The sequence below is a fragment of the Hydrogenophaga luteola genome (assembly GCF_042648585.1).
Lineage (GTDB): Bacteria > Pseudomonadota > Gammaproteobacteria > Burkholderiales > Burkholderiaceae_C > Hydrogenophaga > Hydrogenophaga luteola.
Genome location: NZ_JBHRXX010000007.1, coordinates 625,371 through 639,861 on the forward strand (window position 1 = coordinate 625,371; position 14,491 = coordinate 639,861).

General features: G+C 69.2%; 14 protein-coding genes. 8 read left to right on the forward strand and 6 right to left on the reverse strand.

Features of this window, described 5'->3' with window-relative positions; all coding sequences use genetic code 11:
• Positions 1–4: 4 nt before the first annotated feature.
• The 4 genes from ACFOPI_RS17755 to ACFOPI_RS17770 all read left to right on the forward strand — a co-directional run bounded on the left by ACFOPI_RS17755 (position 5) and on the right by ACFOPI_RS17770 (position 5,154).
• On the forward strand, positions 5–2,374 hold the full coding sequence (locus ACFOPI_RS17755) for an ABC transporter permease (RefSeq protein ID WP_382176682.1): 2,370 nt from the start codon (positions 5–7) through the stop codon (positions 2,372–2,374).
• Positions 2,371–3,582: an efflux RND transporter periplasmic adaptor subunit gene (locus tag ACFOPI_RS17760; protein WP_382176685.1), complete on the forward strand. Its 1,212-nt coding sequence runs from the start codon at positions 2,371–2,373 to the stop codon at positions 3,580–3,582. The genes ACFOPI_RS17755 and ACFOPI_RS17760 overlap by 4 nt, the downstream gene beginning before the upstream one ends.
• Positions 3,583–4,082: 500 nt before the next feature.
• A complete protein-coding gene (locus ACFOPI_RS17765; RefSeq protein ID WP_127805221.1) occupies positions 4,083–4,550 on the forward strand; it encodes a helix-turn-helix domain-containing protein in 468 nt (155 codons plus the stop codon).
• 13 nt (positions 4,551–4,563) lie between these two features.
• A complete protein-coding gene (locus tag ACFOPI_RS17770) occupies positions 4,564–5,154 on the forward strand; it encodes an RES family NAD+ phosphorylase (protein ID WP_382176688.1) in 591 nt (196 codons plus the stop codon).
• Here ACFOPI_RS17770 and ACFOPI_RS17775 read toward each other — a convergent pair.
• From ACFOPI_RS17775 to ACFOPI_RS17795, 5 genes are all read right to left on the reverse strand, one after another.
• Complete coding sequence (locus ACFOPI_RS17775; protein WP_382176691.1) at positions 5,151–5,648, reverse strand: VOC family protein; 498 nt, start codon at positions 5,646–5,648, stop codon at positions 5,151–5,153. The two genes, ACFOPI_RS17770 and ACFOPI_RS17775, sit on opposite strands and share 4 nt — an antisense overlap.
• A gap of 67 nt (positions 5,649–5,715) precedes the next feature.
• Positions 5,716–6,522 (reverse strand): alpha/beta fold hydrolase, encoded by an 807-nt coding sequence (locus tag ACFOPI_RS17780; protein WP_382176694.1) that lies wholly within the window; start codon positions 6,520–6,522, stop codon positions 5,716–5,718.
• 12 nt (positions 6,523–6,534) lie between these two features.
• Positions 6,535–7,515 carry a Bug family tripartite tricarboxylate transporter substrate binding protein gene (locus tag ACFOPI_RS17785; RefSeq protein ID WP_382176697.1) on the reverse strand — a complete coding sequence of 327 codons (981 nt, stop codon included), beginning with the start codon at positions 7,513–7,515 and terminating at the stop codon, positions 6,535–6,537.
• A gap of 40 nt (positions 7,516–7,555) precedes the next feature.
• Positions 7,556–8,569, reverse strand: a complete 1,014-nt coding sequence (locus ACFOPI_RS17790) for an alpha/beta fold hydrolase (protein ID WP_382176699.1) — start codon at positions 8,567–8,569, stop codon at positions 7,556–7,558.
• 1 nt (position 8,570) lies between these two features.
• The gene (locus ACFOPI_RS17795; protein ID WP_382176702.1) at positions 8,571–9,566 is read right to left on the reverse strand and encodes a Bug family tripartite tricarboxylate transporter substrate binding protein; all 996 of its coding nucleotides are present in this window, start codon (positions 9,564–9,566) and stop codon (positions 8,571–8,573) included.
• Between the two features lie 92 nt (positions 9,567–9,658).
• Between ACFOPI_RS17795 and ACFOPI_RS17800 the strand changes: the two genes are divergently transcribed.
• Complete coding sequence (locus tag ACFOPI_RS17800) at positions 9,659–10,615, forward strand: LysR family transcriptional regulator (RefSeq protein WP_382176705.1); 957 nt, start codon at positions 9,659–9,661, stop codon at positions 10,613–10,615.
• A gap of 30 nt (positions 10,616–10,645) precedes the next feature.
• Here ACFOPI_RS17800 and ACFOPI_RS17805 read toward each other — a convergent pair whose 3' ends face one another.
• Entirely contained in the window at positions 10,646–11,548 is a 903-nt protein-coding gene (locus tag ACFOPI_RS17805) for a LysR family transcriptional regulator (RefSeq protein ID WP_382176708.1), read from the reverse strand.
• Positions 11,549–11,665: 117 nt separating this feature from the next.
• Between ACFOPI_RS17805 and speB (ACFOPI_RS17810) the strand changes: the two genes are divergently transcribed.
• Genes speB (ACFOPI_RS17810) through ACFOPI_RS17820 form a run of 3 tightly spaced genes read left to right on the forward strand, consistent with a single transcriptional unit; the run spans position 11,666 to position 14,491 of the window.
• Positions 11,666–12,616 carry an agmatinase gene (gene speB / locus ACFOPI_RS17810; RefSeq protein WP_382176711.1) on the forward strand — a complete coding sequence of 317 codons (951 nt, stop codon included), beginning with the start codon at positions 11,666–11,668 and terminating at the stop codon, positions 12,614–12,616.
• A gap of 16 nt (positions 12,617–12,632) precedes the next feature.
• Entirely contained in the window at positions 12,633–13,625 is a 993-nt protein-coding gene (gene speB, locus ACFOPI_RS17815; protein ID WP_382176714.1) for an agmatinase, read from the forward strand.
• Positions 13,622–14,491, forward strand: coding sequence for a sugar phosphate isomerase/epimerase family protein (locus tag ACFOPI_RS17820; RefSeq protein ID WP_382176716.1), 870 nt, complete (start codon positions 13,622–13,624; stop codon positions 14,489–14,491). The genes speB (ACFOPI_RS17815) and ACFOPI_RS17820 overlap by 4 nt, the downstream gene beginning before the upstream one ends.

Sequence of the window (14,491 nt, forward strand, 5' to 3'; positions counted from 1 at the left end):
CAAGATGAGCACGCTCCACACCAAACTCTGGCGCGACCTGCGGCGCCTGCGTGCGCAGGTGCTCACCATTGCCGTGGTGGTGGCCATCGGCGTGGCCGGCTTCGTGGGCATGTTCGCGGTGCACGACTCGCTCAAGACCTCGCGCGACGACTTCTACGCCGACAACCGGCTGGCCGACCTGTTCGCCGGCATCAAGCGCGCGCCGGTGTCGCTGGGTGAGCGCCTCCGCGCCATCCCCGGCGTGGCCGAGGTGAAGCTCGACGTGGTGTTCGACGCCCAGGTCGACCTGCCCGAGGTGGTGCAGCCCGTCACCGGCCGCTTCATCGGGCTGGACCTGTCGGCCACGCAGGCCGGGCGCCAGGGGCTGAACGCGCTCAGCCTCAAGCAGGGGCGCTGGCCCGAGCGCGGCGCCCAGCTCGAAGCCCTGGTCAGCGACCGCTTCGCCGCCGCCCGTCAGCTCAAGCCCGGGGACGTGGTGCACGCCATCCTCAACGGCCGGCACGAGCGCATCCACCTGGTGGGCACGGCCGCCACGCCCGAGTACGTGTTCGCCTCGCAAGGCGGCGCGCCCGACGACACGGGCTTCGGCATCTGGTGGATCGACGGCGCCCGCATGACCGAGCTGTTCGACATGCAGGGCGCGTTCAACCAGGCCTCGCTGCGGCTCGAAGCCGGTGTGCCTGAACGCGCCGTGCTCACGCCGCTGGACCGCCTGCTCGAACCCTACGGCAGCATCGGTGCCGTGGGGCGCGACCGGCAGCTCTCCACCAAGATCGTCAGCGACGAGCTGGCGCAGCTCAAGGTCATGGGCACGGTGCTGCCGGCCATCTTCCTGGCCGTGGCCATGTTCATCCTCAACGTGGTGCTCAGCCGCCAGGTGGCCACGCAGCGCAGCCAGATCGCCGCGCTCAAGGCCCTGGGCTACACCGACGGTGCCATCGCCTGGCACTACATCCAGCTCGCGCTGGTCATCGCGGGGCTGGGTGTGGCGGTGGGCCTGGGCTTGAGCCAGCTGATCGGCCGCGGCATGCTCAGCCTGTACGACGAGGTGTTCCGCTTCAACCGCCTGGCCTACGCCACCGACACCACGCTGGTCCTGCTCTCGGCCGCCATCGCCGGGCTGGCCGCCGCCGCCGGCACCTGGACCGCGATCCACGCCGTGGTGCGGCTGCGCCCGGCGCAGGCCATGCTGCCGCCCGCGCCGCCGGTCTACACCGCCACGCTGGTCGAGCGCCTGGGCCTGGGGCGCTTCCTGTCCACCAGCGCGCGCATGGTGGTGCGCAACCTTGAACGCCGGCCACTGCGCGCCGCCTTCACCGTCACCGGCATCGCGCTGGCGGTGGCGCTGCAGATCTCGGGCGCCTTCTGGCTCGACGCCATCGCCCACATCGTGGACGTGCAGTTCCGACAGGTGCAGCAGGGCGACGTGCTGGTCAACTTCCACCGCCCGGTGCCGGTGACCGTGGTGCGCGACCTGCAACGCCTGCCCGGTGTGCTCGACGCTGAGGTCTACCGCACCGAGCCCGTGAAGGTGACGCTGCGCGGGCGCAGCCACGACACCGCGGTGATGGCCCTGCGCGGCAACGCCAGGCTGATGCGCCTGGTGGACGAAGACCGCGGCGCGCTGGCCCTGCCGGCCCACGGCGTGGTGCTCTCGGGCCTGCTCGCGCGCGAGATCGGCGCCCGGGTGGGCGACCGCATCACGCTGCAGTTCCGCCTGTGGAGCCGGCGCAGCGTGGAGGTGGAGGTGGTCGACATCGCCCGCACCATGTTCGGCCAGCTGCTCTACATGAACCTGGACACCCTCAACCGCCTGGCCGGCGATGGCGACGGCGTGGCCGACGCGGCGCTGCAGGTGGACCCCGCCGCCATGCCCGCCTTCTGGGCCGCGGTGAAGGCGGCGCCCGGCATCAACTCGGTGTTCGACAAGGCCAGTTCCATGACCGAGTTCAACCACCGCACCGAACGCAACATGGGCGTGTTCAGCGGCATCCTCACGCTGTTCGCCGTGGCCATGGCGGTGGGCATCATCTACAACGCGGCGCGCATCTCCCTCTCCGAGCGCGCGTGGGAACTGGCCAGCCTGCGCGTGCTGGGCATGACGCGGGCCGAGGTCTCGGTGCTGCTGCTGGCCGAGCTCGCGGCCGAACTGCTGGTGGCGCTGCCTCTGGGTGCGCTGGCCGGCTGGGGCCTGGCCTCGCTCATGATGCAGCTCATGGCCAGCGACGCCATCGACTTCCCGGTGGTCATCGAACCGTCCACCTACGCCTCGGCCGCGCTCATCGTGCTGGCCGCCGGTGTGGCCAGCGCCCTGCTGGTGCGCCGCCACATCGACCGACTGGATCTGGTTTCTGTCTTGAAGGTACGCGAATGAACAAGTCGAACAACGGAGCGGCGAAAAAACGCCGCTGGCTCATCGGCGGACTGGCCGTGGCCGCCCTGGCCGCCATCCTCTGGGCCTCCTACCGCCCGCGCCCGCTGGACGTGGAAACCGCCACCGTGGCCGAAGGCCGCTTCGAGCAGGTGATCGAGGAAGACGGCCAGCTGCGCCTGCAGCAGCGCTACCTGGTCACCGCGCCCACCGCCGCGCAACTGCAGCGGCCCACGCTCAAGGTGGGCGACGCGGTGAAGGCCGGCGACGTGGTGGCCGTGCTCACGCCCAATGCGCCCGGCATGATCGACGCGCGCACCCGCAGCGTGCTGCAGCAGCGCGTGGGCAGCGCCGACGCCGCCGTGGCCGCCGCCCGCGCCAACGTGCAGCGCGCCCAGGCCGCGCTGGCCCAGGCCACGCTCGAAGCCGAACGCTCTGCGCAGCTCGCCAAGGACAACTTCATCGCCCCGTCCGCCCGCGACCAGAGCCGCCTGGCGCGCGAGGCCACGGCACAGGCCCTGAAAGCCGCGCAGGCCGAACAGGCCGCCGCCGGCCACGCCGCCAGCGAAGCCCGTGCCGCGCTGGGCCGCGCCGAACCGTCTGGTGCCGCGCAAGGCCTGTGGTCGCTCAAGAGCCCGGTCGACGGCCGTGTGCTCAAACTGCACAAGGACAGCAGCGAACCGGTTCAGGCCGGCGCGCCGCTGCTGGAGATCGGCGACACCGGCGCCATGGAGGCCGTGATCGACGTGCTCTCGGGCGACGCGCCGCGCATCGCCACCGGCGCCGCAGTCCAGCTGTCCACCGGCCGCAACCAGCCGCCGTTGGCCGGGCAGGTGGCGCGCGTGGACCCTGTCGCGTTCACCAAGACCTCGGCCCTGGGCATCGAAGAACAGCGCGTCAACGTCACCGTTGCGCTCAAGGCGCCACCGGAAGAACTGCAGAAGCTCGGCGACGGCTTCCGCGTCGACGCGCGCATCACCGTATCAGCGCAAGACAGTGCGCTGCTCGTGCCCTCGGCTGCGCTGGTGCGCCATGGCGAAGGCTGGCAGGTGTTCGTGGTGGAGGGCGGCAAAGCCCGCGCGAGGACGGTGACTTTCAGCGACCGCAACGCCGACAGCGCGTGGGTGAAGGACGGACTGAAAGCCGGGGAGACGGTGATTCTTTATCCGGGGAGCGGGATGAAGGACGGGCAGCCGGTGAGGGGAAGATAGAAGTTGTTGAAACGTTTTCTAACTTAACGAAATTGACAAAGCTATCTAATTAACTGAAAATTGTCCGGTCACAGAAGCATGAGACCTAACCATGTCCAGCCATTCCCTGCCAATCGATATCTCGCCTCACCTTGATGATCTCTACATCAGAGTAGCGCGGGCGCTTCGCAGCATCGAGCCAAGTGCCAAGGGGCAAGATCTTTTCGAAGATCTCTATCGAGCTCTCCTCCGTGCAAGTGATAGTGGCACTAGACGCGATTCCAGGCAGTGGATCTGTGAGGGCTTGCTCCCTTTTTTTGATCCAGCACCATGGAAGACGCAGTTGAACTCGCTGTCAGCTCTCGTCACGTCAATACGTATCGCGCTCCTCACGCAGTTGCTTGCTGGGCGACGAGTCGCTGGATTTAAAGCAGTAGCGCAGGCGATACCTTTGCAGGGGTTTTTTGAGACCAGGGTCAACAAGCGCAACGCGCCATAACAGCGGGCATCAGTGAACGCACATGAACACTTTGACTTTTCCTCTCTCTGTTGCCCTTGAAACCCCAACCCGCCGTACCGTATCCGCCGACCCCTACGCCAGCGGAGCGCAGACCGATGCGCTGCTGCGCTCGGGTGCGGCCTACCGGCGCGAGCGAATGCAGGCGGCCGACATGATCACCACCGACGAAGCCGCTGAACTGGCGGGCACCTCACGCGTGACCATCAACGCGTGGATCAAGTCCGGTCGGTGCCTCGGTGTGTCGCATCTGCGGCGTGGCTTCAAGCTGCCGCGCTGGCAGTTCGAGCCGTTTGTGTTCCCGTACCTCCAACCCATGTCGAAGGCGTTGGGCACCACCGACGGCTGGCCACTGCTGGCCTTCCTGGAAAGCCCTCACCCTGCACTGGATGGCCAGACGCCCCGCGTGGCGCTGGAGCAGGGCGTGGATGCGAAACGGGTACTGGGTCTGGCAACAGCAGAGGGACATTGATGCCCCCCTGCTCATGAACCTCAAAGAACTCAAACCTCCGCTGATTGAACTGCCTGCCGGGCAGACGTTTTTCCGGGTCCAATCGCTGCGTGCGCGGCCTGGCGCAGTCAAAACGAACGGACTTCTGTTGCCACCAGCTGGCTTGTTGTCCGGTCGGTTCTGTTTGACTGATCAGGTTACTGCCTACTTGGCAGACAGTGCAGATACCGCACTGTTCGAAGCGCAGTTCCGGCGCGACACGAAGAGCCGAAGCTTGGGCGAGTTGCGCAGGCGCGCTTTGCTTCAATTCACCACGGTGCAGTCTCTTCGGCTGGTGGATCTGCGCGCGCTGGCGGAGCCCTACCCACTGCTGTTGAGCTTGCGAATCGAACAGACCCAAGCCTTGGCGCGAGAGTGCTTCAGGGCTGGCCACCAGGGTTTGATTTATGCCTCGGCACAGCACATGCAGCACGCATGCATTTGCTTGTTTCCGGACGGGATTGCGGCATTGAAGCGACAACAGCAGTGGCCCTTGGTCAAGCCAGGTACGCGGCAACTGCTGCATGCCGTGGTGGACGCGGCGCGGCGCTCTGGTGTGCCACTGCTAGGGGAAGACGCGGGCTAACGATGGCGGGTTTGCTCACCCCGCCGAGCCCTCTCAATCGCCGCAATATCAATCCTCGTCATCCCCATCATCGCGTCGAACGCCCGCTTGGCCGCGGCGCGGTCCGGGTCGTTGATGGCGGCGGTCAGCGCGCGCGGGGTGATCTGCCACGACAGGCCCCACTTGTCCTTGCACCAGCCGCAGGCGCTTTCCTGGCCGCCGTTGCCGACGATGGCGTTCCACAGGCGGTCGGTTTCGGCCTGGTCGTTGGTGGCCACCTGGAACGAGAAGGCTTCGGTCTGCGGGAAGGCGGGGCCGCCGTTGAGGCCGAGGCAGGGAATGCCCATGACGGTGAATTCGACGGTCAGCACATCGCCCTGCTGGCCGGAGGGGTAGTCGCCCGGCGCGCGCATGACGGAGCCCACGGCGCTGTCGGGGAAGGTGGCGGCGTAGAAGCGCGCGGCTTCCTCGGCATGGCCGTTGAACCAGAGGCAGATGGTGTTCTTGGCGGGCATGGGCGTCTCCTTGGCGGGTGAAGGGCACTCACCATAGCCCGGAACCGCTGGTGACGGGAAGCACCCGTCACGCGCTGGCCGGCAGCCCCTGCAGGAACGCCATCAGCCGCTGGTTGAACACCTCGGCCTGCTCGAAGTAGGCCGAGTGGGCCGCCTGTTCCACCACGGCCACCTGGGCCGAGGGCATGAGGCCCGCCACCTCCTGCACGATGTCCAGCGGCACGATGGGGTCCTCGCGTCCCACGACCAGCAGCACCGGGCAGGCGAGGCGGCGCAGCGCCTCGGTGGGCACCAGGTTGGCCGGGTGGTTGAGGCCGCGCATGGCTTCGCGCCAGGCCTCGGGCGGGATGCTGTGGGCGCTGGGGTTGAAATGGTTGATCTGCGCGTACAGCGCCACCAGGGAGGGCCGGTTCTGGATGAACCAGGCACCCAACGAGCGCTGCTCGATCGACATGGCCGCCGCGGCCGTGATGCGGTGTTCTAGGATGGCCAGTTGCCGAGGGTGGTCGATGGCCAGCGAGCTGTCGCAGGGCACCAGGGCGCGCACGCGCCGCGGGTGTTCCAGCGCGGTGCGCAGCGCGATCATGCCGCCCAGCGACTGGCCGACCAGCACCGCGCTGTCGATGCCTTCGTGGTCCAGCAGGGCGACTAGGTCGTCCACCATCATCGGGACGTGCAGTTCTTCGGGCGGCGCGGCCGAGCGGCCGAAGCAGCGGATGTCCACCGTGAGGCAGCTGAAGTGCGGCGTGAACGCGGGCAGTTGCTGCCACCAGGTGGCGCCGTTGGAGCCGGCGCCGTGCAGGAAGACCAGGGCTGGGCCCTGGCCGTGGCGTTCGTAGTAGAGCGGGCGACCGTGCGAGGTGAAGAAGGGCATGGGCGCTTCCGCTCACTCGGCCTTGAGGTTGAGGCTGCGCACCAGCTGGCCCCAGCGCTCGGTGTCGCTGCGCACCAGCTGGGTATAGGCCTCGGGCGTGGAGGTGGCCGGGTCGATGCCGATCTTCTCCAGCTGGGCGCTGACGGCGGGCGCCGCCATGGCGCTCACGGTGGCGGCGTGGAGCTTGCGTACGATCTCGGGCGCTGTGCCCTTGGGGAAGGACAGGCCCACCCAGGAGCTGACGGTGAGCGACTGGAGGCCCAGCTCAGCGAAGGTGGGCACCTGCGGGTGCTGCGGCGCGCGCTGGGCGCCCGAGCTGGCGAGCACCTTGAGCTTGCCGGAGCGCACATGGGGTTCGGCACCGGCCAGGGGCAGCACGGTGATGGGCACCACGCCCGAGAGCACGTCCTGCAGGGCGGGTGCGCCGCCCTTGTAAGGCACGTGGGTGAGCGCGGTGCCGGTGGCGCGCTGGAACAGTTCCATGATGAGATGGCCGGTGGAACCTGCGCCCGAGGTGGCGTAGTTGAGCTTGCCGGGTTCGCGTTTCGCGCGTTCGACCAGCTCGGCCAGGGTGTTCACGCCCAGGTCGGGGCGCACCACCAGCCATTGAGCGCCTTCCCCCAGCACGGTCACGTGCGCGAAGTCGTTGACGATGTCGAAGCCCACGTTGGGGTAGAGGCTCTGCGCAATCGTGTTGAGCATGCCGGTCATGGTGACGGTGTAGCCGTCGGCCGCCGCGCGGGCGCCGGCCGAGGCACCCACGATGTTGCCGGCGCCGGGCCGGTTGTCCACCACCACCGGCTGCTTGAGCAGGGTGGACAGCTCCTGCGCCAGTGGCCGCGCTGTGAGGTCGTAGGCGCCGCCGGCGGGAGCGGGCACGATGAGCCGGATGGGCTTGTTGGGCCAGTCGCTGGCGGCGGTCTGGGCGTGTGCGGCGGGCAGGGTGGCGGCGATGGGCAGGGCGGCCAGGGTCAGCAGGGTGCGGCGATGCATGGGTGTGTCTCCGTTGGTGTTGTTCCGGGTGGGGTCGGGATCAGGCTGCGGCGGGCGGGTCGAGCAGCCAGCGCAGGTCCTCTTCCAGCCGTTGCCACTCGACACCCGACGCCATGTGGCCGTAGGGGCTGTCCAGCTCGCGGTAGCGCAGCGGGCCGGGGACGGCACCGAGCAGGCCGCGCACCGCGGGGTCGGGCGGGAAGATCGCGTCGGTGGTGCAGACCATGAACAGCAGGCGCGCGCGGATCTCGCCCACCCGCTCGCGCACGTCGAAGCGCTCGGCCGCCGCGGCCAGGGTGACCATGCTGTTGGGGTCGAAGCGCTCGGCCCACTGGCGGCAGGCCTTGTCCATGGCGGCCTGGCGTTGCGCGGGGTCGGGCATGCGGGCTTCGAACAGGGTCTCCAGGCCGTAGCTGCGCAGCGTCTGGCGGCGCAGCTCGGTCAGCATGTCCGTCATGCGCGCATCGCCGTAGTGCCAGCCGCCGTTCCAGGCCGGGTGGTTGGCAAAGCGTTGGCGCGTGGCCTCTGAACTCAGGCCCTTGGGGTGGGTGAGGCCGGACACCAGCGAGCCCACGGCATCGACCATGTCGGGGAACGACAGCGCCCACTGCAGCGCCTGCCAGCCGCCGTAGGAGGGACCCACGACCGCACGCAGGTGCCGCACGCCCAGCTGCTGCAGCAGGCGGTGCTGCACGGCCACGATGTCTTCGAGCGTGATGGCCGGGAAGTCCGGTCCCCAGGGTCGTCCGGTGGCCGGATTGGTCGTGTTCGGCCCGGTGGTGCCGAATGAGGAACCCAGCATGTTGCTGCAGACGATGAAGAAGCGGTCGGTGTCCAGCGGCCGCCCCGGGCCGAGCAGCGGGGCCCACGAGCTCTCGGCCACATGGTGGCCAGGCACGAGCATGGAAGGACCGCTGGTGTAGCCGTGGGTCACGAGGACCGCATTACCGCCGTCGGGCGCGAGCTGGCCGAAGGTGTTGAAGGCGACGTCCAGCGCAGGCAGTTCGGTGCCGCTGGACAGCCGGTGGGCGCCCAGTGAAAGTGTGTGCAGCATGTCAGTCGACCTTGATGCCGGCGGTCTTGATCACCTGTGTCCAGGTCTCGGTTTCGCGCTGGACGAACGGGGTGAATCTGTCCCTGCCGGCGGCGACCACGGTGGCGCCGGTGGCTTCGATGCGGGCCTTGAGCGGGCCGTTCAGCGCTTTGAGTGCGGCGGCCTCGATGGCCGCGACCACCGGCGCGGGAATGCCCTGTGGTCCAGAGATGCCGGCCCAGGCCGTGGCCTCGAAGCCGGGGTAGCCCGATTCCGCCACCGTGGGCACCTGGGGCAGCAGCGGGTTGCGCTGCGCGCTGCTGATGGCCAGCGGCACGACCTTGCCGGCCGCGCTGGGCGCGATGACCGCGTCCTGGTTGAGGAACATCAGCTGCACCTGGCCGGCCATGAGGTCGGTGAGGGCCGGCGCGCCGCCGCGGTAGGGGATGTGCAGCATGGAGATGCCGGCGCGCTGCTTGAACATTTCCATGGCCAGGTGGCCCGAGGTGCCGTTGCCCGAGCTGGCGTAGCTCAGGCGGCCAGGGTTCGCCTTGGCGTGTTTCACCAGGTCGGCCAGGGTCTTGAAGCCGGTGGAGGGGTGCACGATCAGCGCGTTCGCACCGGCCAGCGCGAGGGTGATGTGCACGAAGTCGCGGTTGATGTCGAACGGCAGCTTGGCCACCAGGCCCGGGCTGGTGGCGTTGCCGATCCAGGACAGCATCAGCGTGTGGCCGTCCGGTGCCGCGCGGGCCGTGGCCTCGGCGGCGATCACACCCGCGCTGCCGGGCTTGTTCACCACCACCATGGGCTGGCCCAGCAGCTTGCCCATCTCGTCGGCGATCATGCGCGCCGCGTTGTCGGAAGGCCCGCCGGCCGGCGCGGCGACGATGAACTGGATGGGGCGGTTGGGGAAGGGGGCCTGGGCCGATGCCACCGACGGGGCGAGGGCGTGCAGGGTGCCCAGGCCGCCCAGGGCGAGGATCTGCCTGCGCGTGAGCGGCGCGGGTGCTGAGGTCATGCTTGTCTCCTGTGTTTGTGGCCGCATGGTCGGGGCATTCCCCATCGGAGACAAGTAAAAAATGTGGGGCAGCCATTAGACTCTCCAATACCATGCCCGCCGCCTCCACCGTGCTGCTCAACCGCCTCCTGGCCCGGGGCAAGTTCCGCCATGCGCAGGTGCTCATGGAGCTGGCGGAGCTGGGCAGCGTGCAGCGCGCGGCCGACGCCATGGGCATGACGCAGTCGTCGGTGACGCAGTCGCTGGCCTACCTGGAGCAGCTGCTGGAGGTGCAGCTGTTCCACCGCCACGCGCGGGGCGTCCGGCCGACCGAGGCCTGCCTGGACCTGCTGCCGGTGGCCCGTCAGATCGTGGCCGGTCTGGGCGCCGGCGCGGAGGCGGTGGCCGCGCGCCAGCACCAGGGGCAGGGCGTGGTGCGGCTGGTCGCCTCGGGAGCGGCCATCAATGGGTTCCTGTTGCCGGCCCTGGCCGCCTTTGGCGAGCGCCACCCGCAGGTCGGCGTGCAGCTGCAGGAGCTGGAGCGCGACGATCTGCTGCTGCAGGTCTCGTCGGGGCAGGTCGACCTGGCGGTGTGCCGCCAGCCGGCGGTGGTGCCCAGCGGCTGGCGCTTCGACGCCGTGGCCGGCGACCACCTGGTGGTGGTCTGCGGCCCCCACAACCCGCTGGCGGGACGGCGGCTCCGTTCCTGGAAGACCCTGTCGGAGGCCACCTGGCTGCTGCCGCCGGTGGACAGCATCGCCCGCGTCCGGTTCGAGGAAGTGGCGGCCGGCTTCCCCCGGCCGGCCGCCACCTACCCGGTGGTGACGCGTTCGCTGTCCACGCTGGTCTGGCTGCTGCGCAACAAGCCGGTGCTGGCCTTGCTGCCGTACCGCTCCATGGCCGCCTGGCTCGGCCAGGGGCTGCTGTCCACGGTGGCGATGGACACGGGCTTCTCGCTGGAGCCGGTGGGGGTGTTGCAGCCGGAGCAGGGCACCCGCGCGGCGCCGGTCCTGCTGGCCCGGTGGCTGCTGAGTGCCGCTGCCGAAGTGCCGCCCGGCGGGGGCGTTTGACCCCGGCAGGCCGCCGCCCGCTGGCCCGGCTCAACCCCGCATCTTGCGCAGCAGCAGCTCGCGCATGATCTGGATCGGCGCCTCGCGCCCCCGGCCGCGCCGCGTGGCCAGCATGAAGGGCGACTGGAAGCCGAAACTGGCCGGCAGCAGCACGCGCAGCCGGCCCTGGTCCATCCACGGCTGGGCGTAGTGTTCGGGCAGGTAGCCCACGTAGCCGCCCGAGAGGATGAGGAACAGCTGCGCCTCCATGCTGTCCACCGTGGCCACGCTGTTCTTCATGCCGTGTTTGCCCAGCTCGGCCTTGCTCCAGTAGCTGCGGCGCACCACATTGAGTTCGGCCACCTGCGCCTCGGCGATGTGGCGCTGGGCGAACAGCGGGTGCCGGTCGCTGCAATAGAGCCACTGCTGTTCGCGGTGCAGGGGCTGGAACACCAGGCCCGGCGGGCGGGTGGGGAAGAATCCGATCGCCAGGTCCAGCTCGTTGTTGAGCAGGGCTTCCTGCAGGTCCGGAGGGTTCTTCACAAACAGGCCCAGGTGCACCGCGGGGTGGCGCTGGTTGAAGGCACCAATGGCGTCGGAAAGGCGCAATGAACTGTCGGTGACGGTGGAGTCGATCACGCCGATGCGCAGCGTGCCCGCCAGTCCGCCCTTGAGCGAGGCGGCGAAGCTGCCGAAGCCGTCGATCTCGCCCAGCAGGCGCTGCGCCTCGCCCAGCAGCAGTTCGCCCTTGTCGGTGAGCGAGAAGCCGCCGCGCCCCCGGTCGCACAGCTTGAAGCCCAGCACGCTTTCGAGCTGGCTCATGTAGGTGCTGATGGCCGAGAGCGTGAGGTTGAGTTCCTGCTGCGCCTTGGCAAAGCCCTGATGGCGGGCCACGCTGGCAAAGATGCGCAGCAGTTTCAGGTCGGGCGTGGGGACGGTCAGCGTGGAGGCCATTGGTTTCGAAAAGTCTGAAGTGAGTTTTTGGTTCTGAGCATTTGTCGTGCCAGCCCACGCCCGAAAAATGGGCACGAACCGAACGACAACTCCCAACGACACCGGAACCCGCTCCCGATGACTTCAACGCTCAACCAGCCCCAGGGTGGCAACGAGATGCCCCGTTTTGCCGGCCGGGGCACCATGCTGAGGCTGCCCTCGGCCGACACGCCCGAGGGCCTGGACGTGGCCTTCATCGGCGTGCCGCTGGACATCGGCACCTCGCTGCGCGCCGGCACCCGCTTCGGGCCGCGCAGCATCCGCAACGAGTCGGTGATGATCCGGCCGTACAACATGGCCACGGGCGCCGCCCCGTTCGATGGCCTGCAGGTGGCCGACCTGGGCGACGTGCCCATCAACACCTACAACCTGCTCGAATCGGTGCGCATCATCGAGGCGCACTACGACGCCCTGCTGCCGCACAAAGTGGTGCCGCTGACCCTGGGCGGCGACCACACCATCACCCTGCCCATCCTGCGCTCGCTGGTGAAGAAGCACGGCCCGGTGGGGCTGGTCCATGTGGACGCCCACACCGACACCAATGACGACATGTTCGGCGAGAAGATCGCTCACGGCACCACCTTCCGCCGTGCGGTGGAAGAGGGCCTGCTGGATTGCAAACGGGTGGTGCAGATTGGACAGCGCGCCCAGGGCTACACCAGCGGCGACTTCCAGTGGGGCGTGGACCAGGGCTTTCGCCTGTTCACCGCCGAGCAGTGCTGGTACCGCCCGCTGGCCCCGCTGATGGACGAGGTGCGCCAGATCATGGGCGACGGCCCGGTCTACCTGAGCTTCGACATCGACGGCATCGACCCCGCCTGGGCGCCCGGCACCGGTACACCCGAGGTCGGTGGCCTCACCAGCATCCAGGGCCTGGAGATCGTGCGCGGCTGCCGCGGCCTGAACCTCATTGGCGGCGACCTCGTCGAGGTCTCGCCGCCCTACGACCAGAGCGGCAACACGGCGCAACTGGCCGCCAACCTGCTCTACGAAATGCTGTGCGTCCTGCCCGGCGTTCCCGTGCGCTGATTCCAGAAAGCTGCTCATGACGACCACCACTTTCCCCCAGCCGCAGGACGCCGCCCAGGTGCCGCGTTTCGCCGGCCTGTCCACCTTCATGCGCCTGCCCATGGTCGGGCCCGACCGGCTGGACACAGTCGACATCGGCCTGATCGGCCTGCCCTGGGACGCCGGCACCACCAACCGCGCTGGTGCCCGGCACGGCCCGCGCGAGGTGCGCAACCAGTCGGCGCTGATGCGCAAAGTGCACCACGTCAGCCGCATCGCGCCTTACGACCTGGCGCGTGTGGCCGACCTGGGCGACGTGGCCCTGCCGCCCATGGACCTGATGCTGGGGCTGGACCTGATCGAGGCCTTCTACCGCCGCGTGCACGCGGCCGGCGTGCGCCCGCTGTCGGTGGGCGGCGACCACCTGGTCACGCTGCCGGTGTTCCGCGGTATTGCACGCAGTGGCGCGGTTGGCATGGTGCATTTCGACGCCCATTCCGACACCAACGACAGCTACTTCGGCGGCCAGCGCTACACCCATGGCACGCCGTTCCGCCGCGCGGTGGAAGAGGGCCTGCTCGATCCGAAGCGCACGGTGCAGATCGGCGTGCGCGGCTCGGTCTACGACCCGGCCGACCTGGACTTCGCCAAGGCGGTGGGCATCCGCGTGGTGCAGATGGAAGAGGTGGCGGCCCGAAGCAACGAGGACCTGCTGGCCGAAGCGCGCAGCATCGTCGGCGACGCGCCCACCTACATCAGCTTCGATGTGGACTGTCTGGACCCCTGCTACGCACCGGGCACCGGCACGCCCGAAATCGGCGGCATGACGACGCTGCAGGCGCAGCACCTGGTGCGCGGCCTGCAGGGCCTGAACCTGGTGGGTGCCGACGTGGTGGAGGTCAGCCCGCCGTTCGATGTGGGCGGTGTGACCTCGCTGGTGGGCGCAACCATGACCTTTGAACTGCTGTGCCTGCTGGCCGATGCGCACGGCCAGCGCGGCCGTCTGACCCCGGCCGGGAGCGCCGCATGAAGCTGGACCTGTTCCGTTCCCTCTGGGGTTGGCAGGGCGACTGGGCCACCTGCGCGGCCGAGGTGCGGCGCATGGGCGCGGTGGGTGTGGAAGCGCGCCTGCCCGGCGACCCCTTCGCCCAGCGCGCGCTGCGCCAGAGCCTGCAGGCCGAGGGGCTGGACTACATCGCCGTCGTCTTCACCGGCGGCGATGTGGTGCCGCGCCAGGACTGGACGCTGCAACAGCACTGGGACCGGCTGGAAGCCAGCATCGCCGGCGCGCAGGACGTGGGCGCGCGCTTCCTGAACGTGCTGCCTGGCAACGACCGCTGGCCACTGGCCAAGCAGGTGGAGTTCTTCGGCCGTGCACAGGCCCTGGCCGACGCGGCCGGCGCGGTGTGCAGCTTCGAGATCCACCGCGCCACCTCGCTCTACAGCCCCTGGGTGGCCTTGGACGTGATCGCCCAGCTGCCGCGGTTGCGCTTCACCGCCGACATCAGCCACTGGGTGGTGGTGTGCGAGCGCCTGCTGGACGACTCGGCCGACGACCTCTCGCCCTTCATCGAACGGGTACACCACATCCAGGCCCGCGTGGGCTACGACCAGGGGCCGCAGGTGCCGCACCCGGCCGCGCCCGAATACGCCCGTGCGCTGGCCTTCCACCGCAGCGTGTGGGAAAGCATCTGGGCCGTGCAACGCGCCCGCGGCCAGGCCGTGACCACGCTCACGCCCGAGTTCGGCCCCGATGGCTACACCCACCTGCTGCCCTTCACCCAGGCCCCCGTGGCCGACACCTGGGGCCTGAACCAGTGGATGGCCCGCGCCGAGGCCGAGCACTTCGCCCAGTGGTCCGCCGCCCAGGCCCAACCTGTGTCCCTCGCTGACTGA